At 73.8% G+C, this 21,615-nt stretch carries 19 protein-coding genes and 2 pseudogenes; 11 read left to right on the forward strand and 10 right to left on the reverse strand.

Features of this window, described 5'->3' with window-relative positions:
• The first annotated feature begins 123 nt into the window (after window positions 1–123).
• The 3 genes from D3105_RS12555 (at window position 124) to D3105_RS12565 (ending at window position 4,886) form a co-directional block, all read left to right on the forward strand.
• Complete coding sequence (locus D3105_RS12555; protein ID WP_118903336.1) at window positions 124–1,518, forward strand: PLP-dependent aminotransferase family protein; 1,395 nt, start codon at window positions 124–126, stop codon at window positions 1,516–1,518.
• A gap of 223 nt (window positions 1,519–1,741) precedes the next feature.
• Window positions 1,742–3,334 carry an alkaline phosphatase D family protein gene (locus tag D3105_RS12560; protein ID WP_118903337.1) on the forward strand — a complete coding sequence of 531 codons (1,593 nt, stop codon included), beginning with the start codon at window positions 1,742–1,744 and terminating at the stop codon, window positions 3,332–3,334.
• A 142-nt stretch (window positions 3,335–3,476) separates the two neighbouring features.
• Window positions 3,477–4,886, forward strand: a complete 1,410-nt coding sequence (locus tag D3105_RS12565; RefSeq protein ID WP_118903338.1) for a GNAT family N-acetyltransferase — start codon at window positions 3,477–3,479, stop codon at window positions 4,884–4,886.
• On the opposite strand, the gene D3105_RS12570 is transcribed toward D3105_RS12565, so the two are convergent.
• Window positions 4,819–6,033: a trans-sulfuration enzyme family protein gene (locus D3105_RS12570; protein ID WP_118903339.1), complete on the reverse strand. Its 1,215-nt coding sequence runs from the start codon at window positions 6,031–6,033 to the stop codon at window positions 4,819–4,821. The genes D3105_RS12565 and D3105_RS12570 overlap by 68 nt on opposite strands.
• A 59-nt stretch (window positions 6,034–6,092) precedes the next feature.
• On the opposite strand from D3105_RS12570, the gene D3105_RS12575 reads away from it, so the two are divergent.
• The 3 genes from D3105_RS12575 to D3105_RS12585 all read left to right on the forward strand — a co-directional run bounded on the left by D3105_RS12575 (window position 6,093) and on the right by D3105_RS12585 (window position 9,267).
• The gene (locus tag D3105_RS12575; RefSeq protein ID WP_006122929.1) at window positions 6,093–6,572 is read left to right on the forward strand and encodes an Lrp/AsnC family transcriptional regulator; all 480 of its coding nucleotides are present in this window, start codon (window positions 6,093–6,095) and stop codon (window positions 6,570–6,572) included.
• A 70-nt stretch (window positions 6,573–6,642) separates the two neighbouring features.
• On the forward strand, window positions 6,643–8,331 hold the full coding sequence (locus D3105_RS12580) for a DUF885 domain-containing protein (RefSeq protein ID WP_118903340.1): 1,689 nt from the start codon (window positions 6,643–6,645) through the stop codon (window positions 8,329–8,331).
• A gap of 57 nt (window positions 8,332–8,388) precedes the next feature.
• A complete protein-coding gene (locus D3105_RS12585; protein WP_118903341.1) occupies window positions 8,389–9,267 on the forward strand; it encodes an ATP-grasp domain-containing protein in 879 nt (292 codons plus the stop codon).
• Between the two features lie 46 nt (window positions 9,268–9,313).
• On the opposite strand, the pseudogene D3105_RS12590 reads toward D3105_RS12585, so the two are convergent.
• Window positions 9,314–9,451, reverse strand: a pseudogene (locus tag D3105_RS12590) (rhodanese-like domain-containing protein); the annotation flags it as partial.
• Window positions 9,452–9,453: 2 nt separating this feature from the next.
• Between D3105_RS12590 and D3105_RS12595 the strand changes: the two are divergent.
• Window positions 9,454–9,663, forward strand: a pseudogene (locus tag D3105_RS12595) (Lrp/AsnC ligand binding domain-containing protein); the annotation flags it as partial.
• Window positions 9,664–9,697: 34 nt separating this feature from the next.
• On the opposite strand, the gene D3105_RS12600 reads toward D3105_RS12595, so the two are convergent.
• From D3105_RS12600 to D3105_RS12610, 3 genes are all read right to left on the reverse strand, one after another.
• The gene (locus D3105_RS12600) at window positions 9,698–12,769 is read right to left on the reverse strand and encodes an AAA family ATPase (RefSeq protein ID WP_118903342.1); all 3,072 of its coding nucleotides are present in this window, start codon (window positions 12,767–12,769) and stop codon (window positions 9,698–9,700) included.
• Entirely contained in the window at window positions 12,766–13,935 is a 1,170-nt protein-coding gene (locus D3105_RS12605) for an exonuclease SbcCD subunit D (RefSeq protein ID WP_118903343.1), read from the reverse strand. Before D3105_RS12605 ends, D3105_RS12600 begins: the two co-directional genes overlap by 4 nt.
• A 179-nt stretch (window positions 13,936–14,114) precedes the next feature.
• On the reverse strand, window positions 14,115–14,747 hold the full coding sequence (locus D3105_RS12610) for a YigZ family protein (RefSeq protein WP_118903344.1): 633 nt from the start codon (window positions 14,745–14,747) through the stop codon (window positions 14,115–14,117).
• Window positions 14,748–14,821: 74 nt separating this feature from the next.
• On the opposite strand from D3105_RS12610, the gene D3105_RS12615 reads away from it, so the two are divergent.
• Window positions 14,822–15,280, forward strand: a complete 459-nt coding sequence (locus D3105_RS12615; RefSeq protein WP_118903345.1) for a CoA-binding protein — start codon at window positions 14,822–14,824, stop codon at window positions 15,278–15,280.
• 46 nt (window positions 15,281–15,326) lie between these two features.
• Entirely contained in the window at window positions 15,327–16,142 is an 816-nt protein-coding gene (locus D3105_RS12620) for an aminoglycoside N(3)-acetyltransferase (protein WP_118903346.1), read from the forward strand.
• A 32-nt stretch (window positions 16,143–16,174) separates the two neighbouring features.
• Here the strand turns inward: D3105_RS12620 and D3105_RS12625 are convergent, their stop codons facing one another.
• The 3 genes from D3105_RS12625 to D3105_RS12635 form a co-directional block, all read right to left on the reverse strand.
• Window positions 16,175–16,729 (reverse strand): YbaK/EbsC family protein, encoded by a 555-nt coding sequence (locus D3105_RS12625; RefSeq protein ID WP_118903347.1) that lies wholly within the window; start codon window positions 16,727–16,729, stop codon window positions 16,175–16,177.
• Between the two features lie 44 nt (window positions 16,730–16,773).
• On the reverse strand, window positions 16,774–17,346 hold the full coding sequence (locus D3105_RS12630; protein WP_118903348.1) for a helix-turn-helix domain-containing protein: 573 nt from the start codon (window positions 17,344–17,346) through the stop codon (window positions 16,774–16,776).
• A gap of 123 nt (window positions 17,347–17,469) precedes the next feature.
• Entirely contained in the window at window positions 17,470–18,219 is a 750-nt protein-coding gene (locus D3105_RS12635; protein ID WP_118903349.1) for an acyltransferase, read from the reverse strand.
• A 160-nt stretch (window positions 18,220–18,379) separates the two neighbouring features.
• Here D3105_RS12635 and D3105_RS12640 point away from each other — a divergent pair, with 160 nt between their 5' ends.
• Window positions 18,380–18,910, forward strand: a complete 531-nt coding sequence (locus tag D3105_RS12640; protein WP_118903358.1) for a gamma carbonic anhydrase family protein — start codon at window positions 18,380–18,382, stop codon at window positions 18,908–18,910.
• 111 nt (window positions 18,911–19,021) lie between these two features.
• Here D3105_RS12640 and D3105_RS12645 read toward each other — a convergent pair whose 3' ends face one another.
• Window positions 19,022–19,459 carry a DUF4442 domain-containing protein gene (locus D3105_RS12645; RefSeq protein WP_006122944.1) on the reverse strand — a complete coding sequence of 146 codons (438 nt, stop codon included), beginning with the start codon at window positions 19,457–19,459 and terminating at the stop codon, window positions 19,022–19,024.
• A gap of 121 nt (window positions 19,460–19,580) precedes the next feature.
• Between D3105_RS12645 and D3105_RS12650 the strand changes: the two genes are divergently transcribed.
• Window positions 19,581–20,675, forward strand: a complete 1,095-nt coding sequence (locus tag D3105_RS12650) for a hypothetical protein (RefSeq protein WP_118903350.1) — start codon at window positions 19,581–19,583, stop codon at window positions 20,673–20,675.
• 62 nt (window positions 20,676–20,737) lie between these two features.
• On the opposite strand, the gene D3105_RS12655 is transcribed toward D3105_RS12650, so the two are convergent.
• Window positions 20,738–21,583 (reverse strand): spermidine synthase, encoded by an 846-nt coding sequence (locus D3105_RS12655; protein ID WP_118903351.1) that lies wholly within the window; start codon window positions 21,581–21,583, stop codon window positions 20,738–20,740.
• Window positions 21,584–21,615 lie beyond the last annotated feature (32 nt).

Raw genomic sequence — 21,615 nt, forward strand, 5'->3', positions numbered from 1 at the left:
GGGGTGGGGGCGGGCCCCGGACCGCCGGCCGAGTCGGGCTCCGACTCGGAAGCCGGTCCGGGGGCCGCTCCAGAGCCCGGTCCGCTTCGCCCGGCTGCGGAATCCCTCTCTCCGGCCTGGGAGTTGCTGCTGCCCGCCGCTGCCGCGCCGGCGCGCGGGCGGGGGCGCGCGCTGCGGTCCGCGCTCCGGGAAGCGGTGCGCTCCGGCCGACTCGCGGGCGGCACGCGGCTGCCCTCGAGCCGTGAACTCGCCGCCGATCTGGGGGTGTCGCGGGGTCTGGTCACCGAGGCGTACGAGCAGCTCACCGCGGAGAGCTATCTGCGCAGCGGCCGGGGCGCGGGCACCTGGGTGAGCGAGGGCGTACGCGCGGCGGAGCGTCCCGTACGCGACCGCGCGCCGGGAGCGGCGGGCGCACGCGTGGACTTCCGGCCCGGCACCCCCGATCTGTCCCTCTTCCCGCGCAGCGCGTGGGCCGCCGCGCAGCGGACGGTGTTCGGCCGGCTGCCGCACGGCGCGCTGGGCTACCCCGATCCGCGCGGGCTGCCGGAGCTGCGCGAGGCCCTGGCCGGACTGCTCGCCCGGCGCCGGGGCGTGGTGGCCGATCCGGAGCGGCTGGTGGTCTGCTCGGGGGTGGCCCAGGCGACGACCCTGCTCGGCTTCGTCCTCCGGGACGAGGGCGCGGTCTCGGTAGGGGTGGAGGACCCGGGCAGTCCGGAGCACTCCTCGCTGTTCGCGGCGACCGGCCTGGGCACGGTCCCGCTCCCCCTCGACGACGAGGGCCTCGCCCTCGCGCCCCTGGAGCGCTCCGGCGTACGCGCGGTGGTGACCACGCCCGCGCACCAGTTCCCCACCGGAATCGGCTACTCCGCGCAGCGGCGCGGCGAACTGCTCGGCTGGGCGCGGGACGCGGACGCCGTGATCATGGAGGACGACTACGACGGGGACTTCCGGTACGACCGGGCCCCGGTGGGCGCCTTGCAGGGGCTGGATCCCGAGCGGGTCGTGTACACCGGCTCCGTGAGCAAGTCGCTGGCTCCCGGTCTGCGGCTCGGCTGGCTGATCGCACCCGCCGCGCTCACCGATCGGATCGTCGCCCGCAAACGGACGATGGACCTGGGCAATCCGGTGCTCGACCAGGCCGTGCTGGCGGATTTCATCGTGGGCGGCGGTTACGACCGGCAGTTGCGGCGCTGCCAACGGGCCTACCGGGAACGGCGGGACACGATGGTGGCCGCGCTCGACGAGCACTTCCCCGGCACGGCGGTCAGCGGCATCGCGGCGGGGCTGCACATCATCGCCCGGCTGCCCGCGCGGTGCGGCCCCGAGAACGTCTTCCTGGAGCGGGCGGCAGGGGCGGGCATCGCCCTGCGGTCACTGCGCGACTGCGGAACGGCGGGCTCCGAGGACGGCACCCTGGCGCTCGTTCTCGGGTACGCCCATCTCGCCCCCGGGGACATCGCGCGAGGGGTCGCGGCGCTGGCGGAGGCGTGGCGTACCGGACGGGCCGGTTCCGGCTGAGCGGTCGGTGAGGGACGCTCCGAGCCGACCGGCTGGGCGAGACCGGCCTCGCGCGGCCGACTGGGACCGACCGCCCGGCCCGGCCGACGGGCGCCGTTCACCCGGGGTTCGGACACCGGCCGCCGCAAGGCACTAGGCATGGCGCAGACCAGCTCCGTACCGGGTCGGGCCACGGCCTTCCCGGTACGGTGCACCGCCCGACCACCTCCCTGGAGGCGCCCCGATGTCCCACCGTCCGCACCGTCCGCTCGTTTCCTCTCCCGGCCGTCGTGCCGTCCTGCGCGGTTCGCTGATCGCCCCGGCGGCGGTCGCGCTCGCCCCCGCGGTCGCATCGGCGGCGCCCGCGCTGCACCTGGCGGGGCGGCCCGAAGCGTCCTGGGGTGTGCAGGTGGGCGGCGTCACCTCCTCGTCGGCGCTGCTGTGGGTGCGCTCGGACCGGCCGGCCCGGATGCTGGTGGAGACCTCGGCGACCGAGTCGTTCCGGCGGGTCCGCCGTTGGCACGGGCCGTCGATCGAGCCCGGCACGGACTTCACGGGGACCACGCCGCTGTACGGGCTGCCGCCGGGCGAGCAGGTGCACTACCGCGTCACGCTCGCCGATCCGGCCGATCCGCGCCGTACCGGAAAACCCGTGTACGGGACGTTCCGCACCGCCCCGGCGCGGCGCCGGTCCGGGGTGCGTTTCCTGTGGTCGGGCGATATCGCGGGCCAGGGCTGGGGCATCAACCCGGACATCGGCGGCTACCGGGTGTACGAGGAGATGCGCCGCCTGGACCCGGACTTCTTCCTGTGCAGCGGCGACAGCGTCTACGCGGACGGTCCGCTGGAGGAGAGTGTGACGCTGCCGGACGGCCGGATCTGGCGCAACGTCATGACCGAGGAGAAGGCGAAGGTCGCCGAGACGCTGGACGAGTACCGGGGAAACTTCCGCTACAACCTGCTCGATCGGAACGTCCGCCGCTTCAACGCGCAGGTGCCCTCCGTCGTGCAGTGGGACGACCACGAGGTGCGCAACAACTGGTATCCCGGCCAGATCCTCGACGACGCCCGCTACACCGAGAAGAACGTGGACATCCTCGCGGCGCGCTCCGTGCGGGCCTTCCAGGAGTACGTACCGCTCGCGCCGTCGCACGGTTCCGGGCACCGGTCGCGGATGTACCGGGTCGTCCACCACGGTCCGCTGCTCGACGTGTTCGTCCTGGACATGCGGTCGTACCGCAACGCCAACTCCCCCAATCGGCAGCCCGACGACGCGACGGGCATCCTCGGCGCCGAGCAGTTGCGGTGGCTGAAGCGCTCGCTCGCCGCCTCCCGGGCGGAGTGGAAGGTGATCGCCGCCGACATGCCGCTCGGCCTGGTGGTCCCGGACGGTGCGACGAACTTCGAGGCGGTGGCGCAGGGTGACCCCGGGGCCCCGCTCGGGCGGGAGCTCCAGATCGCCGAGCTGCTCCGCTTCGTCAAGCACCGCAGGATCACCGGCACCGTGTGGCTGACGGCCGACGTCCACTACACCTCGGCGCAGCACTACGCGCCGGAGCGGGCGGCGTTCAAGGACTTCGCCCCGTTCTGGGAGTTCGTGTCGGGCCCGCTGGCCGCGGGCGGCTTCCCGGCCAACGCGCTGGACGGCACGTTCGGCCCCGACCGGGTCTTCGTGCGGGCGCCCGACCGGGCCAATGTCTCGCCGATGGAGTCGCCGCAGTATTTCGGCGAGGTGGAGATCGACGGGGGCAGTGCGGAGCTGACGGTGCGGCTGCGGGCCGAGGGCGGGTCGGTCCTGTTCACCAAGGTGCTCCGGCCGGGCCGCGTCGGCCAGTGAGCGGCGGCTTCGGCGAGTCCGTTGCCAGTGGTGAATCTGACCGAAAAGCGACGATAGGCGACCAGATCAACACGTAACCCATCAGTCACACAGCGTTCGTGATCAGGCAACACCGCTCGTTCACAGTGAGGATATGACTGATGTGACCTCCGCGAAGAGCGCCCGCCGTCCGCACCACTGGCGGCGGGACCTGATCGAACTGGCCGCTCTGTTCACCGCCGTGGCCGTGGCCGACGCGATCGCCAACCTGATCGGGCACCAGCCCGACGGGCCCTACCTGCTCGTGGCGTCGGCGGTGGCGCTGGTGGCCACCGCCGCGTTCCACACCTGGTGGGCCCGGCGCCACAGTCACGCACCCCCGTCCGACGAGGCGGACGCCGTGCCGGTCGGGGCCGGCGGGACGGAGGGCGAGGCCGAGGGCGTCGGCGCGGGCGGGGTCGCCGGCGTCGAGGAGACCGGAACCACGCTGTGGCGGATGCGGACGACGGTGCTCGACGCCCCGGGCAGCCTGGCCGCGCTGTGCACGGCGCTCGCCGGGCTCCGCGTCGACATCCTCACCCTCCAGACGCACCCGCTCGCCGAGGGCACCGTCGACGAGTTCCTGCTGCGGGCCCCCGCCTCGCTCCAGGCGCAGGAGCTGTCCCGGAGGATCGCGGCCGCGGGCGGCACCTCCACCTGGATCGAGCGGGCGGACGCCCACGACCTGGTGGACACCCCGACCCGGGTGCTGTCGCTGGCCACCAGGACCGCGCTGGACGCGGCCGAGCTGCCGCTCGCCCTGCGCCAGTTGCTCGGCCGGTGCACCATCCACTCACTGCCCGCCGTCTCCGTCACGGGCCGCGCGACCGGGCAGAGCGCCCCGGTCGAGGGCGTGCTGGAGGAGACGGTGATGCGGCTGCGGGACCCGTCCGGCGGGGTGATCTCCGTCGAGCGGCCCTATCTGCCGTTCACGCCGACCGAGTTCGCCCGGGCGCGCGCCCTGGTCGAGCTCGACGCCCGGCTCGGGCCCCGCGTACCGCGCAGCGAGGACGTCCTCACCCTGCCCGAGGGCAACGCGATCACCGTGCGCCGCGCGGACCGCGCCGATCTCGCCGCCGCCCGCGCCATGCACGACCGCTGCTCGCAGAACACCCTGGGCCTGCGCTACCACGGTCCCGTCGCGGACGCCGACCGCTATCTCGACCATCTGCTGAGCCCCCGTTTCGGCCGCACCCTGGCGGTGCAGACGGCGTCGGGCAGGCTGGTGGCGCTGGGCCACCTCCTCTGGGACGGCGACGAGACCGAGGTCGCCCTCCTCGTCGAGGACGACTGGCAGCGCCGGGGCATCGGCTCCGAGCTGCTCCGCCGCCTGGTGGCGCTGGCCGAGGAAGCGGGCTGCGACAGCGTGTACGCGGTGACGCAGTCCCGCAACACCGGCATGGTGGCCGCCATGCGCGCGCTGGAGCTGCCCCTGGACTACCAGATCGAGGAGGGCACGCTCGTCATCACCGCCCGGCTGACGAGTGAAGAGGCCGCACGGCCGTCCGCGCCGACGGAACAGGCCCGTCGCTGAGCGCCTGGCACAGATCCGCCCACAGGTCCTCGACGTCCTCCAGGCCGACCGACATCCGCAGCAGCCGGTCGCCGACACCGGCGGCCCGCCGGTCTCCCTCCTCCACGATGCGGTGGCTGATGGAGGCCGGGTGCTGGATCAGCGAGTCCACGCTGCCGAGGCTCACGGCGGGCGTGATGAGCCGCACCCCGGAGATTACCCGGTGCGGGTCCCCGTACACCTCGAAGGAGATCATCGCGCCGCCGATCCGCGGGTAGTGCACCCGGGCGATCCGTGGGTCGGCGGTGAGCCTGCGGACGAGTTCGGCGGCGCTCGTCGAGGCCGCCCGGACGCGCACCGGCAGCGTGGACAGGCCGCGCAGCAGCAGATAGCCGGCCAGCGGGTGCAGCACGCCGCCGGTGGCGAACCGCACCTGGCGCAGGGTCGCGGCGAACTCCTCGTCGCAGGCGACGACGCCCCCCATGACGTCCCCGTGGCCGCCGAGGTACTTGGTGGCGCTGTGCAGGACGATGCGTGCGCCGTGTTCGACGGGGCGCTGCAGGACGGGGGTGGCGAAGGTGTTGTCGACCAGCAGCGGCACGGTTCCGCAGGCGTGGGCGACGGCCCGGATGTCGACTTCGGCCAGGGTCGGGTTGGCCGGCGTCTCGACCATCACCAGGCCGGTGTCCGGACGGATGGCGTCGGCGATGCCCGCCGGGTCGGTCCAGGTCACCTCGGTGCCCAGCAGTCCGGCGCCGAGCAGATGGTCGCTGCAACCGTAGAGCGGGCGGACCGCGACGACATGGCGCAGCCCCTGGCTCGCGCGGGCGAGCAGGACCGCGGTGAGCGCGGCCATTCCGCTGGCGAAGGCGACCGCGCTGTCGGTCCCCTCCAGCCGGGCGAGCGCCGTCTCGAAGCGGCCCGTGGTGGGGTTGTCGAGCCGGGCGTAGACCGGCGGCCCGTCGGGGAGGGAGCCGGTGGTGGCGAAGGCGTCGATGCGCATCGCCTCGTCGCGCGAGTCGTAGGAGGGGTAGGTGGTGGACAGGTCGATCGGCGGGGCGTGCACGCCGAGGGAGGCGAGGTCGTCGCGTCCGGCGTGCACGGCTTCGGTGGCGAGAGCCCTGGACGGGGTGGGAGCAGGGGGCGTCATCGAGACTTCGTTGTCCATGGCGTCACTCTGAACAGTTACCGGTTCGTAGCGGCCCTTCCCCGTGCTACGTTCGCCACATGTCCGATTCCGTCGCTCTCGATCCGGTGGATCTGCAGATTCTGCGGCTGCTGCAGAACGATGCGCGGACCACGTACCGCGAGCTGGCGGCCGAGGTCGGCGTGGCCGCTTCGACCTGTCTGGACCGGGTGGCCCGGCTGCGCCGCAGCGGGGTGATCCTCGGGGACCAGCTGCGCCTCGATCCTGCGAAGCTCGGCCGGGGGCTCCAGGCGCTGCTGCTGGTGCAGGTCAGACCGCACCGCCGGGAGTTGATCGGGCCGTTCGTCGACCGGATCAGGTCGCTGCCGGAGTCACGTGCGCTGTTCCACCTCACCGGCCCCGACGACTATCTGGTGCAGGTGGCGGTGGCCGACGCGGCGGATCTGCAGCGGCTGGTCCTGGACGAGTTCACCTCGCGCCGGGAGGTGGCCCGGGTGGACACCCGGCTGATCTTCCAGCAGTGGGAGTGCGGTCCGCTGCTGCCGCCCGCCGCGAACTGACCGGCCGGGTTCGGACACCGGGCGGCCCCCGGTGATGACGGAACGGCCGCCGCCGTACGAGGATGTCCGCATGTCAGACACTTCGAGCAGCGCGCTGCCCCGTCAGGTCGCCGACGCCTACGTCGACGCACTCATCGAACTCGACCCCATCACGGGCACCTATCTGGGTGTGCCCGAAAGCTCGCGCCGGCTGCCCGACTTCTCACCGGCCGGCCAGGCGGTGTCCGCCGACCTCCTCCGCGCAACACTGCGGAAGCTGGACGCCGCCGAGCAGCTGCCCGGTGCGGACAGCGATGCCGAGCGGCGCTGCGGACGGCTCCTGCGGGAGCGGCTGACGGCGGAACTCGCCGTGCACGACGCCGAGGAGGGCCTGCGGGCCGTCTCCAACCTGTCGTCGCCCGCCCACAGCATCACCGAGGTCTTCACCCTCACGCCGACCGCGACGGACGAGGACTGGGCGGCGGTCGTGGAGCGCCTGCGCGCGGTGCCCGCCGCGTACGAGGGGTACCGCGCCTCCCTCGCGCTCGGTCTGGAGCGCAAGCTGTACGGCGGCCCGCGCGCGACCGCCACCTTCGTCGGCCAGCTCACGGAGTGGGGCGGGGAAGGCCAGGGCGAGGGGTTCTTCGCCGAGTTCGTCGCGCCGGGACCCGCGTCCCTGCGGGCGGAGCTGGACGAGGCGGCCGGGCAGGCCGCGGCCTCGGTGCTCGCGCTGCGGGACTGGATGCGCGACGTGTACGCCCCGGCCATCGAGGGCGCCCCCGACCCGGTCGGCCGGGAGCGCTACGCCCGCTGGTCGCGGCTGTACAACGGCACCGACCTGGATCTCGACGAGGCGTACGCGTACGGCTGGTCGGAATACCACCGGCTGCTCGCGGAGATGAGGACCGAGGCCGAGAAGGTGCTGCCCGGCTCCGGTCCCTGGGAGGCGCTCGCCCACCTCGATGTGCACGGCAAGCACATCGAAGGGGTGGACGAGGTCCGCGAGTGGCTCCAGGGCCTGATGGACGAGGCGATCGAGGCGCTGGACGGCACGCACTTCGACCTGGCCGAGCGGGTACGGAAGGTGGAGTCCCGGATCGCCCCGCCCGGCGGGGCCGCCGCACCGTACTACACCAGCCCCTCCGAGGACTTCTCCCGCCCCGGGCGCACCTGGCTGCCCACCATGGGCGAGACCCGTTTCCCGGTGTACGACCTGGTCTCCACCTGGTACCACGAGGGCGTTCCCGGCCACCATCTGCAGCTCGCGCAGTGGACGCACGTCGCCGACACGCTCTCCCGCTACCAGGCCTCGGTCGGCATGGTCAGCGCGAACGCCGAGGGCTGGGCGCTGTACGCGGAGCGGCTGATGGACGAGCTGGGCTTCCTGCCCGACCCGGAACGGCGGCTCGGCTACCTGGACGCCCAGATGATGCGCGCCTGCCGGGTGATCGTCGACATCGGCATGCACCTGGAGCTGGAGATCCCGGCGGACTCCCCCTTCCACCCGGGCGAGCGCTGGACCCCCGATCTGGCCCAGGAGTTCTTCGGCAACCACAGCGGCCGCCCCGCCGACTTCGTGGAGAGCGAGCTGACCCGCTACCTGTCGATGCCCGGCCAGGCCATCGGCTACAAGCTCGGCGAGCGCGCCTGGCTGCTCGGCCGGGAGAACGCGCGCGCCGCGCACGGCGACGCGTTCGACCTGAAGGCGTGGCACATGGCGGCGCTCTCGCAGGGGTCGCTGGGTCTGGACGACCTGGTGGACGAGCTGTCGCGCCTCTGACCGGGCCGGCGGTACGTACGGTCCGGAGTCCCCTCAGGTGGAAGAAGGAGGCCTGTCATGACCGAGCGCAGCGGATTCCTTTTCTGCGCCGACCCGTTGAGGGTCTCGCGGCCCGATCCGCAGTTCGCCGAGGACGTCGCGGCGGCGCGGGCGGCGGGCGGGCGGATCGCCCTGCTCGATCATGACGCGCTGCTCGCCGGGGACGCGGCCGGGGCGACGGCCCGGGTCGCGCGGGACTCCGGACCGTACTGGTACCGCGGCTGGATGATCCCCTCCGCCCGGTACGCGGAGCTGGAGACGGCACTCGGTGCGCGGGGCTGCACCCTGCTCACCGGCGCCGCCGGCTACCGGCGGGCGCATGAACTCCCCGGCTGGTACGAGGAGTTCGACGGGCTGACGCCCCGCAGCGTCTGGTGCGCCACGGTTCCGGGGGCTCCGCCGCCCACCGTCGACGAGCTGGCCGGGCTCGCGGCGCCGCTGGGGCCGGGTCCCGGCATCGTGAAGGACTTCGTGAAGTCCCGCAAGCACGAGTGGGACGAGGCCTGTTACGTGCCGGAGCTCGCGGACCGGAGGCAACTGGCTGCCGTGGTGGGCAGGTTCGTCGAACTGCAGGGCGACTTCCTCGCGGGCGGTCTGGTGCTGCGGGCCTTCGAGCCGTTCGTCGCGGGCGGCGAGGCGCGGGTGTGGTGGGTGGACGGGGAGGCGGTGCTCGTCACCGCCCACCCCGACACCCCCGACCGGCTCCCTGTTCCCGAACTCCACGCCGTGCGCGAGGCGGTGGGCCGTCTCGGGCTGCGCTGGGTCACCACCGACCTGGCGCTGCGCGAGGACGGGGTGTGGCGGGTGGTGGAGGTCGGCGACGGCCAGGTCAGCGGAGCTCCCGCCGGGGCGGGGACGGGTGACCTGTTCGTCGCCCTCGCCGCCGGAGCGCACTGAAACCCGCCGGGCCTCCGGGTGGCCTCCACCCGGACCCGTTCGGGGCTCAGCAGCCGCAGTCGGCCGCGTCGACCGGAGCGGTCAGCGGATCGGCCGCGCGCCGCTCGCCGCCCTCCCAGGTCTCGTAGGCGAACCCCTCGCGCACCCAGTACTCGAACCCGCCGAGCATCTCCTTGACGTGGAAACAACTACAAGCCCTTCCACGACCTGCTGGAGACCACGCCGGAGATCATCGAGGCCCACCACGTCACCGGCGACGACTGCTTCGTCCTCAAGGTCACGGCCCGCTCGATGAAGCATCTGGAGGAGACCACCGGGCGGATCGGGGCGCTGGGCTCGGTCACCACGAGCATCGTGTACTCCTCACCGCTCCCCCGCCGCGCGATCGGCCGCTGACGCTGGTGGCACAGGCGGGGAAGGCCGGGCGACGTCACAGGCGGTGGCGGACCGATGACCCCTGCCGCTCCTTCACCACTTCGAGCCGGGCGGGGATCCGGCGGCGGAGGTCGGCCACATGGCTGACGATGCCCACGCTGCGGTCCCGCTCCCGCAGGGAGTCCAGCACGTCGAGCACCTCGTCCAGCGTCTGGTCGTCCAGGCTGCCGAACCCCTCGTCGATGAAGAGGGTGTCCAGGCGTACGCCACCGGCCTCCTCGGTCACGACGTCGGCCAGGCCCAGCGCGAGGGCCAGCGAGGCGAAGAACGTCTCCCCGCCGGACAGGGTCGCGGTGTCGCGTTCGCTGCCGGTCCAGGCGTCGACCACATGCAGTCCCAGTCCCGCCCGGCGGCCGCCGGTTCGCGCGTCGGAGTGGACCAGCGTGTAGCGGCCCGAGGACATGCGCTGAAGCCGTGCGGTGGCGGCGGCCGCCACCTGTTCGAGGCGGGCGGCCAGGACGTACGCCTCCAGGCGCATCTTGCGTTCGTTGTCGGCGGAGGTGCCCGCCGCCAGACCCGCGAGCCGGGCGATCCGCTCGTATTCCTGGCGTACCGGGCCCAGCCGCCGGATCTCCTCGGCGGCCTGCCGGGAGAGCCGGGCCAGCTCGCCGCAGCGCTCGTCGGCGGCGGCGAGCGCGGACGACGCCTCGCGCAGCAGCCATTCCGCCGTCTCGAACTCGCCCTGCGCCGCTGACGGTTGGGCGACGGGCTGTTCGGCGGCCTCGCGGGCGTCGCGTTCGCCGCGGCGGTCCGCCACTGCGGCGGCCTCGGCCTGCCAGGCGTCGATACGGTGCTGGAGGTCGCGTTGGGCCGCGGCGTCGAGGAGCGTCGCGGCGGCGGCCTCCGGGGTGTCGAAGCCGGCCCGGAACGCCGCGTCGGAGAGCCGGTCGTCGGCCTCCTTGCGCCGCTGGGCCGCGTCCTGTTCGGTGCGTACGGCCTCGGCGGCCTCCGCCAGCAGCTCCACCCGGCGGGTCAGGCGGTCCGCGTAGGCGCTGACGGACCCGGACTCACCCCGCACGGCCGTGAGTTCGTCGTGCAGCGCGGCCTGCTCGCGGTCGAGCGCCTCACGCCGGGAGGTACGGGCGGCGGCCCGGCGGTCGGCCTCCTGCCGGAGTTCGAGGCGGCCGGCGTGCTCGCGCTCGGCCACGTCGAGGGCCTCGCGCGCGGCGTGCGTCCCGGCGGCGAGCCGGTGCGCCTCGGCATGCTCGACGGTCAACCGGTCGACGGTGTCGCCGAGTTCACCGACGGACGGGCCGGGGCCCGCCACCGCCCCCTCGTCGTCGCCGCTCGCGTCCAGGGCAGCCGCCGGGGCCGGCAGGTCACCGGAATCCGCTTCGCGCGCCTCCGCGTCCGCGGTGGCGTGGCGTTCACGGACGAGCCCGAGGGCCTGCTCCGCGCGGGTACGGGTCTGCTCCGCGCTGCGGTGGGCGGCGAGGGCGGCCTCCTCGGTGGCCCGGTCGACATGGCCGTCGCCCTCGGTGGCGGGGGCCGGGTGCTCGGCGGAGCCGCAGACGGTGCAGGGCGCCCCGTCGACGAGTCCGGCGGCCAGCTCCGCGGCGATGTCCCGCAGCCGCCGCTCGCGCAGCCCGAGCCAGGTCTCGTGGGCGGCGAGGGCGCGCTCGCGGGCCCCGGCCAGCTCCTCTCGGGCGGTCCGTACCTCGGCGGCCAGCGTGTCACGACGGCGGGCGGCCTCCAGTCGGCGGCGGGCCGGGGCGAGAAGTCCGGCGAGCTGTTCGGCGCGGGTCGCGGCCTCCTGCGCGGTCGCGATGGACTCCCGGAGCCGGGTGTGGACGGTGTCCCAGCCCGCGAGCCAGACCTCCGTGTCCCGGACAGTCGCGTCGTCGGCCCGGGCCTCGCGCTCCAGCCGGTCCCGCTCCTCGTCGATCTCGGTACTGCGCGCCTCGGCCCGGCGGGCGGACTCCAGGCCGCCCAGCTCCTGCCGGAACCGGCGCTCCAGCTCGGCGAGTCGGTCGGGTCCCGCGTCCGCGAGGTCGGGCGGCAACTGCGCCCTCGCCCGGCCGAGTCCGTCGCTCGCGGCCCGGTACGCCCGCTCCGCCTCCTCGCGCAGCTCCAGCGCCGGCGCGACCCGGTCCGCCTTGCGGGCGCGCTCCAACTCCTCCTGGCAGCGGTCGTGTTCCGGCCGTCGCTCCTCCAGCGCGGCGGAGCGCCGACGGGTCTCCTCGTACCGCTGCTGGAGGCGGGCGAGTTCCCGTACGGCGTCCAGGGCCTGGCGGGCCCCGCGCTGCCGGTCCTCGGCCCAGGCGACGACGCGGTGGGCGATGTCGAGCCGTTCGCCTGCCGTGGACCGGGCGATCGCGGCCCACTCCAACACCGCTTCGGCAAGGCCCGGTTCACCCGGCCGGGCGGCGATCGGGGTGGCCTCGGCCCCGGCGGGTCCGGCCGCCTGGGCGATGCGCTGGGCGAGCGCGAGGATCCGTTCGTCGGCGGCGGTGACCTTGGCCTCGGCGCCCCGGCGCAGTTCGGCGAGGCGTTCCTCGACGGCGGCGAAGCGGCGGGTGTCGAAGAGCCGGCCGAGGAGTTTGCCGCGGGCCTCGGCGTCCGAGCGCAGGAAGCGGGCGAAGTCGCCCTGCGGCAACAGCACCACCTGGCAGAACTGGTCCCGGCTCATGCCGATGAGCCGGGTCAGCTCCTCGCCGATCTCCTGGTGCGACTTGCTGAGGGCGTGCCAGCCCCGTTCGGGGTCGTAACCGCGCAGCCTGCTCTGGGCCTTCTCCATCGTGAAGCCGTCGCCCCGCTTCTTGGGGCGGGGCTGGGCGGGGCTGCGGGTGACTTCGAGACGGCGGCCGCCGACGGTCAGCTCCAGCTGGACCGCGGTGGGCAGGTCCACGGGCGCGTGGTCGCTGCGCAGGGAAGCCCCGGGGCTCTGCCGGGCGCCGGGGACGGCCCCGTACAGGGCGAAGCAGACGGCGTCCAGGACGGAGGTCTTGCCCGCACCGGTGGGGCCGTGGAGCAGGAAGAGTCCGGCGGAGGACAGGGCGTCGAAGTCGACTTCCTGGGTGGCGCCGAACGGGCCGAAGGCGGTGATGCTCAGGCGGTGCAGTCTCACCGGGACACCTCGCGCACGGACTCGTCCACCCGGACATCGTCGAACGCGGCGCGCAGCACGGTGCGTTCGAGGTCACTGGGGCCGCTGCCGCCGCGCACGTGGGCGACGAAGTCCTCGGCGATCTGGTGGTCGTCGCGGCCCTTGAGGCGCTGGGCGTAGGAGCCCCCCGGGTCGTCCGGCGGCCGCTCGGGGTCGAAGACGAGGCTGAGGGTGTGCGGGAAGCGCCGGGCGAGGCGGGCCATGGGGTCGGCGGGGCGTACCGGGTCGGTGAGGGTGGCCTCGACCCAGGCGTGCTCGTGGCGGTCCAGGGCGGGGTCCTCCAGGAGGCTGTCGAGGCGGCCGCGGAGCCGGGCCAGGGGCCGCTCCACGGGGCAGTCGATCCGTTCCTCGGCGGCGATGCCCCCGTCGGCGTCGAGGTCGATGAGCCACATGGTCTTGCGGTGGTCGGCCTCGGAGAAGGAGTAGGCGAGCGGGGATCCGGAGTAGCGGACGCGGTCCGTGACCCGCTGGGAGCCGTGGAGATGGCCGAGGGCCGCGTAGTCGACGCCGTCGAAGACCCCGGCGGGGACGGCGGCGACCCCGCCGACGGTGATGTCGCGTTCGCTGTCACTGGGCTCCCCGCCCGCCACGAAGGCGTGCGCGAGGACGACGGAGCGGGTTCCGGCGGGGCGGGTGGCGAGGTCGGCGCGGACCCGGTCCATGGCGGCGGTGAGCACCGCCTCGTGACCGGCCTTGCCCGCACCCAGGGCGTCCTTGACCAGGGCCGGTTCCAGGTAGGGCAGCCCGTAGAACGCCACGTCGCCGTGGTCGTCGGACAGGACGACGGGCGTTGCGCAGCCCTCGGGGGCGGTCCGCAGATGGATCCCGGCGCGTTCGAAGAGCCCGGCGCCGACGCCGAGCCGGCGGGCCGAGTCGTGGTTGCCGGAGATCATGACGGTGGGGACGCCGGCGGCGGCGAGCCGGTGCAGCGCCCGGTCGAACAGCTCGACGGCGGTGAGCGGCGGTACGGCCCGGTCGTAGACGTCGCCCGCGACGAGAACGGCCTCCACCTCGCGCTCCTCGACGGTCGCCACGAGATGGTCGAGGTAGGCGGCCTGGGCGTCCAGCAGGGAGACGCGGTGGAAGGACCGGCCCAGGTGCCAGTCCGAGGTGTGCAGGAGCCTCACGCCATCACTCCGCCGGTTCCGGCCTGCATCGTCGTCGTCCTCCACCCCGTGGGCCGCGCACCGGCGGCCCGTGATCCCGCTCGGCACCGACCACGCTAACGCCGCCGGGCCGCCGAACCCGCATCGATCATGATTTTGGCCCCCGTGGGATTGCCCTCACCTCACGAGATTCACGCGGTTCACGCGGTCGCGTCCCCGTACGCCTCGCCGCCCAGCTCCAGGGTCGCGGTCCCCGCGGTCGTGTCGGCCAGCCAGGCGGTGAACGCCTCGACATCGCCGTCCGGCAGCCCGATCCCGATGGTGACGGCCTCGGCGTACCTCACCTCGCGGACGTCCCGCCCGGTGGCCCGCAGGTCGTTCTCCAGCTTTCCGGCCCGCTGGTGGTCGACCCGGATCGTGGCGAGCCGGAAGCGCTGCCTGGTGAGGGTGCCGAGCGCGTCGAGGGCTTCGCCGACCACTCCCCCGTACGCCCGGATCAGTCCGCCCGCCCCGAGTTTGACCCCGCCGTAGTAGCGGGTGACGACCGCCACGACGTACCGCATCTCCCGCCGCATCAGCATCTGGAGCATGGGGACGCCCGCGGTACCGCCGGGTTCGCCGTCGTCGCTCGCCTTCTGTACGGAGGCGTCGGCGCCGATCACGTACGCGAAGCAGTTGTGGGAGGCGGTCGGGTGCTCCTTGCGGACGCGGGCGACGAAGTCCTGCGCGTCCTCCTCGGTGGCGGCGGGGGCGAGCGAGCAGAGGAAACGGGATCGGTTGATCTCGCTCTCGTGCACACCCGCGCGGGCGACGGTCCGGTACTGCTCCTGCATCCGTCCACCCTATGCGCCGCCACGAGGGCGGGTCCCGGCGGGAATGGGGAGGTGGGGGCCGGGGTTGTCCCGGCATGAACGCAGACGGCAACGCAGACGGCGGCAGCACGGTGGACGCGTACGCGGACGACGCGACGATCCGGCGGATTCTTGAGGACACGGGCGACACCTGGGCGGTGGTCGGCCTGTCGAACAACTCCTCCCGGGCGGCCTACGGAGTGGCGGAGGTCCTCCAGCGGTTCGGCAAGCGAGTGGTGCCGGTGCACCCGAAGGCCGAGACGGTGCACGGGGAGCAGGGGTACGCCTCGCTCGCGGACATCCCCTTCCCGGTCGATGTGGTGGACGTGTTCGTCAACAGCGAGCTGGCGGGCGCCGTCGCGGACGAGGCGGTGGCCGTGGGTGCGAAGGCGGTGTGGTTCCAGCTCGGCGTCGTGGACCCGGACGCCTACGGGCGGACGCGCGCGCAGGGCCTGGACATGGTGATGGACCGGTGCCCCGCCATCGAGATTCCGCGGCTCGGCACACGCGCCTGAGCTGCCCGGGTGTGCGGGGCGCCGCGGGGTGGGCAGAATCCCCGCCGTGAAGGACGTACTCGACGTGACCGACAGGGCCCGAGCGACGGCCGCGCTGACCGCGCTCGGCGTAGGGCCCGGTGATGTGCTCCTGGTGCACGCCTCGCTGCGGTCGCTGGGGCCGGTGGCGGGCGGGGCGCGGGGGGTGCTGGACGCGGTGCGCCGGGCCGTCGGGCCTTCGGGGACGGTGGTGGTCCCCGCCTTCACCCCGGAGAACTCCGACACCTCCCCGCACTACCGCGAGCGGGTGCGGGGCCTGGACGCCGGGGCCGTGGACGCCGTGCGCGCCGCGATGCCGGCGTACGACCCGGCGGTGACGCCCGCGCCGTCGATGGGCGCGCTGGCCGAGACCGTACGGACGACGGCGGGGGCCGGGCGCAGCGCGCATCCGCAGACCTCGTTCGCCGCGCTCGGCCCCGGCAGTGCGCGGCTGCTCGCCGGGCACCGCCCCGACTGCCACCTCGGGGAGGACTCGCCGCTGGCCCGGCTGTACGAGGCGGATGCCCGGATCCTGCTGCTCGGCACCGGCTACGCCACCTGCACGGCGTTCCACCTGGGCGAGTACCGGATGCCGGGCCCGCCGCGCCGGAGCTACCGCTGTGTGGTGGCGTCGCGGGGGGTGCGCCGGTGGTGGGAGTACGAGGATGTCGCCCTGGACGACGGGGACTTCGCCGCCCTGGGCGCGGCGTTCGAGGAGGCCGCCGCCGAGGGTGACGTACGGGCGGGGCGCGTGGGCGCCGCGCGGTGCCGGCTCGTCCGGCTGCGGTCGGCCGTCGACTTCGCCACGGCCTGGCTCACGGAGCACCGGAGAGCCGGGAGTTGACCCGGCCGCCCGGGGCGTTCAGAGGGGAGGCGTCAGACGCCGAGGCCCTCGACGATCACCGCGCCCGGGAGGGCGGCGAGCGCCTTGCCGGGGACGATGAGCTTGCCGCGTCGGCTGCCGCTGCCGATCAGGACCCATTCCTCGTCCACGACGGCGGGGTCCAGCAGGAGGGGCCAGGCGGTGGGCAGGCCGATCGGGGTGATGCCGCCGTACTCCATGCCGCTCTCGCCGACCGCCGTGTCCATCGGGGCGAAGGAGGCCTTGCGGGCGCCGAGGTGCTTGCGGACCGCGCCGTTGACGTCGACCCGGGTGCGGGAGAGCACCACGCAGGCGGCGAGGGTGACGTCCTGGCCGCGCTTGCCCGCCACGACGACGCAGTTGGCCGAGGTGTCGAGGAGTTCGACGCCGTGGTGCTCGGCGAATACGGCGGTGTCGGCGACGGCCGGGTCGCTGTCGACGTGGACGAACTGCTCGGCGGTGAACTCGCCCCAGCCCGCGGTCAGCGCCGCGACGACGGGGGCGGGGAGCAGGTCGAGCCGGTCCGCGGCGGGAGCGGCGTCCTCGAAGGTGCCGATGGGTGCGCGCATGGCGCTCACGCTAGCAGCGGCGGGGGCGGGACCGGCCGGGCGTCTCAGCGGACGGGCGGGATGGCGACGGCCATGGTGAAGACCACCGGTTCGCCGCCCTCGTTGCGGTAGCCGTGCGGGACGTGCGCCTCGAAGGTGGCGGAGGTGCCGGCGGGGACGGCATGGGCGAGACCGTCGACGAGGAGGGTCAGTTCGCCCTCGGTGATGTGGAGCAGTTCGACGGTGCCCTCGGGGTGCGGGTCGGACATGGTGCCCTCGCCGGGCATCAGCCGGCAGGTCCACAGTTCGAGCGGGCCGCGGGCCTCCGCTCCGACGAGCAGCGTGGTGGAGCTGCCCGCCTCCGTGGACCACATGCGGACGGCCCGGCTCTCCGGGACCAGCCGGACCTGGGGCCCCTGCTCGTGGTCGAGGAGGGTGGTGATGGCGACGCCGAGCGCGTCGGCCAGCTTGACCGTGGTGCCGACGCTCGGGTTCGTCCGCGCCTGCTCGATCTGGATGATCATCCCGCGGCTGACTCCGGAGCGGGCCGCGAGGGCGTCGAGGGTGAAGCCGCGCTCGCCCCGCCAGCGCTTGAGGTTGCGGGCCAGCGACTGGGTGAGCTGGTCGAGGTCGGACACGTACCGTCCCTGCGGTGGATGGTCGAGAACGCGGTCAAGAATATTGCACTGCCGACTGCCGTACGGTGCACTCTCCCGCCGCACTCCCCCGTCAACCGGGCCCTACCGCCGCCCCACCGGGGCCTACGGGGTTTCCCGCACCTCGTCCAGCTCGGCGAGGGCCAGCAACTGCTCGGGCGTGACGCCCTTCGGGATCGGGACGGGGGCGGGCGTACGCAGGGGCGGCTGCCAGCCCTTCTGCGGGTCCCAGCTGCGCACGACGCGGGCGGGGGCTCCGGCGACCACCGCGTGGTCCGGGACCTCGCCCCGCACGACGGCGCCCGCCGCGACGACCACGTTCCGGCCGAGCCGCGCCCCGGGCAGGATCACCGCGCCGGTGCCGATCCAGCAGCCGGGGCCGATCGCCACGGTTTCCATCCGGGGCCACTGCTTGCCCACGGGCTCGTGCGGGTCGTCGTAGCTGTGGTTGGTCGAGGTGATGTAGACGTACGGACCGCAGTACGTGTCCGAGCCGATGGTCACCGTCGTGTCGGCGATCACATGGCTGCCGCGCCCCAGCACCACCCCGTCGCCCAGAGTGAGGATCGGGTCGGGGCCCAGGTCCAGGTCCGGCATCATCCCGGCGGTGAGGGTGACCTGCTCGCCGATGATGCAGTGCGCGCCCAGCTCGATCCACGGCTCCCCGAACACGGTGCCCTGCGGGAAGGCGAGCCGGGTGCCCGCGCCGATCGCGCCGAACCGCAGCCGCCCGGGGTGCTCGGCGGTGACCGCGCCCGCCCGCTGCGCCCAGGCCCAGCCGAGGTGGACCGCGCGGGAGGCGGCGCGGCGCGGCCAGCGGGCGAGGAAGGAGAACGTGTTTCGGTTCTTCGGCACGCGCTCACGGTAGTCGGCGGCTCGGTGGGCGATCCCCGCGGTGACCTGTGATGTTCACCCCACTGCGCGGCGCCCGCCGGGGCCCGTCGCCTACCGTGGGAGTCGGCCTGATCCGGTGGAGAGGGCCCAGAAGCACCACACCGGCGCGAAGGAGCAGGCGATGGCGGAGCAGGCGTTGATCACGGGCATGGGCGGCAAGGAGCCGGACATCGACGTGGACGCCTATCTGGCCCCGACCTCCGTGGTGATCGGTGAGGTGACGCTCGCCCCGGGCTCCAGCGTCTGGTACCAGGCCGTGCTGCGCGCCGACTGCGGTCCCATCACGCTCGGCCCGGACAGCAACATCCAGGACAACTGCAGCGTGCACACCGACCCCGGGTTCCCGCTCACCGTGGGCGCGCGGGTCTCGGTCGGCCACAACGCGGTGCTGCACGGCTGTGTGATCGAGGACGACGTGCTGGTCGGGATGGGCGCCACGGTGCTCAACGGCGCGCACATCGGCGCGGGTTCGCTGGTCGCGGCGCAGGCGCTGGTCCCGCAGGGGATGCAGGTGCCGCCGGGCTCGCTCGTGGCGGGGGTGCCCGCGAAGGTGAAGCGGCCGCTGACCGCCGAGGAGCTGAAGAGCATCCGCTTCAACGCGGCGGGGTACGTGGAGCTGGCGAAGGCGCACCGCGAGGCGCACGGCGGCTGACGCCCGGCCCCGGACCGCCGGAAGGCACCCGGGCCGCCGCCCCTCCCGCATCCGGAGGGGCGGCGGCCCGGTCTCATGTGCGTACGGCGTCTCGCGTGCGTACGGCGGTGGTCAGCCGTTGGGGCGCAGGGTCCACACGACGGTCATCTCGCCGGTGACCGCGCCGTCGGCGCGCGTGATCTCGATGGCGACGGGGAATTCCGGCCGCTGTCCGGCGTCCAGCTCGGCGACCACGTCGGCGATCGGGCGGCCGAGGGTCGCGGTGGCGGTGACCTCGCCCATGGCGAGCTTCTTGTAGCCGATCTCGGCCTTCACTGCGAGCGGCACGGCCCGCGACATCTGGTCGCCGAAGGCGGCGATGACGATCGCGCCGCTGGCGGACTCGGCAAGCGTGAACATCGCTCCGGCGTGGGGTCCGCCGACGTGGTTGTGGTAGTCCGCCTGGTCGGGCAGCCGGACCACGGCCCGCTCCGGGGTGGTCTCCAGGAATTCGAGGTTGAGGGTCCGGGCCATCGGAACCGTAGCGACGAGCATCTCGCCCACGGTCATCTGTTCAGCGCTCATACCCGAAGGTTACTCACCAGTAGAACCGTTTGGCCATCCCCTTGTGACGGCTCCGGTACAGGGCGGGCGTAGAAGTGGGCGCACGGCCCATCTATGGTTACTGGCCATGTGGCCAGGAACGCAGCCGCCCGGGGGCGAGCAGAACCCGCAGGACCAGAACCAGAACCCGTACCAGCAGCCGGGGTACCAGCAGCCGAATCCCTATCAGCAACCGGGATATCCGCCGCAGGGCCAGCCGGGGCAGCCCGCTGAGCCGGGCTACGGGTACCCGCAGGGCGCGCCCGGCGGTCAGCCGGGCTACCAGCAGCCCAATCCCTACCAGCAGCCGACGGTGCCGCAGTACGCCGTCCCGGGTCCGCCCGGCGGGCCGACGCCCGGCGACGACAAGAAGAAGACGACGATCGTGGCGATCGTCGCGGCGCTGGCCGTCGTGATCGCGGCGGGCGTCACCGGATTCCTCGTGCTCGGCAAGGACGACGACGACGGCAAGAACGTCGCCGGGGGCGGGAAGTCCGCGTCGCCGAGTGCCAAGCCCAGCGAGACGGCCACCGGCTCCGCGCCGCCCGCGGAGAACCCGCGGGGCTCCGAGGGCGACCCCAAGCCACTCATTCCGGGCTGGAAGGTCGTCACCAACCCCAAGTGGGGCACGCAGTTCGACGTTCCCGGTGACTGGGAGGTCGCCAGTTCGGGAACGTTCGCCGGCTTCGAGGACGCCAAGAAGGAGGACGGGTCGCCGGTCGCCGGCTTCTCCGCACCCGCCTACTACAAGAGCAAGTGGTGCCTCGACGACTCCGACGGGGACGGCCGCGAGGAGGACACCGGGCTCGCCGGCGTCGGGACGAAGGGCGCCCAGGGCGCCAAGAACACCGACGAGGCCGCGCGGAACGAGGCCGCCAACTGGGTGTGGGCCGCCTACTCCCAGCTGGACCCGAAGTCCAAGGTCAAGATCGGCAAGGCCAAGCCCTTCACCACGAAGTCGGGTCTCTCCGGCAGCGTCGCGCAGGCCACTGCCCTGGAGCTGGCCAACAAGGAGAAGTGCGACAGCGACGGGAAGTCGATCGCGTTCTCCTTCAAGAACTCCAAGGGCGACTTCTCGACCTGGGTCCTCTACGCCGCCACCGGCGTCAAGGACGAGCTTCCGGACACGACCATCCAGCAGATCCTGAGCACGGTCCGCCTCGCGGGTGAGCCCACGGGCTGACACCCGCACCGCGCAGAGCGTTCCCGCACCACCCTGCCGCCCCGCCCCGCCCGCCGGGAGCCTCAGCCGACGCTGAAGGCCCCGGCGGGCGGTTCGGGCGAGGCGACCGCGTCCGCGTCCGCCACCGGGCGGGCCCCGTCGATGAACCGGGTCAGCGCGGCACCGTGGGTGACCCGCGCGGGGAAGGCGTCCGCGGCGCAGCGGCGGACGAGCGGGTCCACGTCGACGGGCGTGTACGAGGCGAGCAGCAGGACGTTGCCGAAGCGCCGCCCGCGCAGCACGGCGGGTTCCCCGACCAGCGCCAGCATCGGGAAGACGGCGGCGAAGTTCGCCAGTTGGGACCTGAGGAAAACGAAGGGCGCACTGTCGGCCAGGTTGGCCGCGTAGATCCCGTTTGCGCGCAGGGCCCGTCCGGCCGCCCGCGCGTACTCGACTGACGTGAGGTGCGCCGGAACCCGGGAGCCGCCGAAGACGTCCGCGATCAGGAGGTCGGCGGAGGCGGGGGCCGCCGCTTCCAGCCGTGCCCGGGCGTCGGCGGCGTGCAGGGTGATGCCGCTCCCGTCGGGCAGCGGCAGATGCTCCCGGACCAGCCCCAGCAGCCCCCGGTCGGCGTCGACGACGTCCTGCCGCGAGCCGGGGCGCGTCGCGGCCACATAGCGGGGCAGGGTCAGCGCGCCACCGCCCAGATGCAGGACGTCCAGCGGCGTGCCCGGCTCGGCCGCTCCGTCCACGACGTGGGCGAGCCGCCTCACGTACTCGAACTCCAGGTGGGTCGGGTCGTCGAGGTCGACATAGGACTGGGGCGCGTCGTCGACCGTGAGCAGCCAGGCCCGGTCGCGGTCCACGTCGGGCAGCAGCCGGGCGGTGCCGCAGTCGACGTCGCGGATGACGGGTATCGGCTCGTTCACCTCTCCATTGTCACCGCCGCTGCCCGCCACCC

It is taken from the genome of Streptomyces globisporus, assembly GCF_003501885.1.
In the GTDB taxonomy this organism is placed as follows: Bacteria; Actinomycetota; Actinomycetes; order Streptomycetales; family Streptomycetaceae; genus Streptomyces; species Streptomyces globisporus_D.

Bases quoted from the DNA above. Each gene is read 5' to 3' on its own strand.
- D3105_RS12640 (WP_118903358.1), top strand. From the start codon at position 18,380: ATGGCGGAGCAGGCGTTGATCACGGGCATGGGCGGCAAGGAGCCGGAC.
- D3105_RS12575 (WP_006122929.1), top strand. From the start codon at position 6,093: ATGTCCGATTCCGTCGCTCTCGATCCGGTGGATCTGCAGATTCTGCGG.
- D3105_RS12645 (WP_006122944.1), bottom strand. From the start codon at position 19,459: ATGACCGTGGGCGAGATGCTCGTCGCTACGGTTCCGATGGCCCGGACC.
- D3105_RS12585 (WP_118903341.1), top strand. From the start codon at position 8,389: ATGACCGAGCGCAGCGGATTCCTTTTCTGCGCCGACCCGTTGAGGGTC.
- D3105_RS12610 (WP_118903344.1), bottom strand. From the start codon at position 14,747: ATGCAGGAGCAGTACCGGACCGTCGCCCGCGCGGGTGTGCACGAGAGC.
- D3105_RS12625 (WP_118903347.1), bottom strand. From the start codon at position 16,729: ATGCGCGCACCCATCGGCACCTTCGAGGACGCCGCTCCCGCCGCGGAC.
- D3105_RS12570 (WP_118903339.1), bottom strand. From the start codon at position 6,033: ATGGACAACGAAGTCTCGATGACGCCCCCTGCTCCCACCCCGTCCAGG.
- D3105_RS12650 (WP_118903350.1), top strand. From the start codon at position 19,581: ATGTGGCCAGGAACGCAGCCGCCCGGGGGCGAGCAGAACCCGCAGGAC.
- D3105_RS12560 (WP_118903337.1), top strand. From the start codon at position 1,742: ATGTCCCACCGTCCGCACCGTCCGCTCGTTTCCTCTCCCGGCCGTCGT.
- D3105_RS12615 (WP_118903345.1), top strand. From the start codon at position 14,822: ATGAACGCAGACGGCAACGCAGACGGCGGCAGCACGGTGGACGCGTAC.
- D3105_RS12580 (WP_118903340.1), top strand. From the start codon at position 6,643: ATGTCAGACACTTCGAGCAGCGCGCTGCCCCGTCAGGTCGCCGACGCC.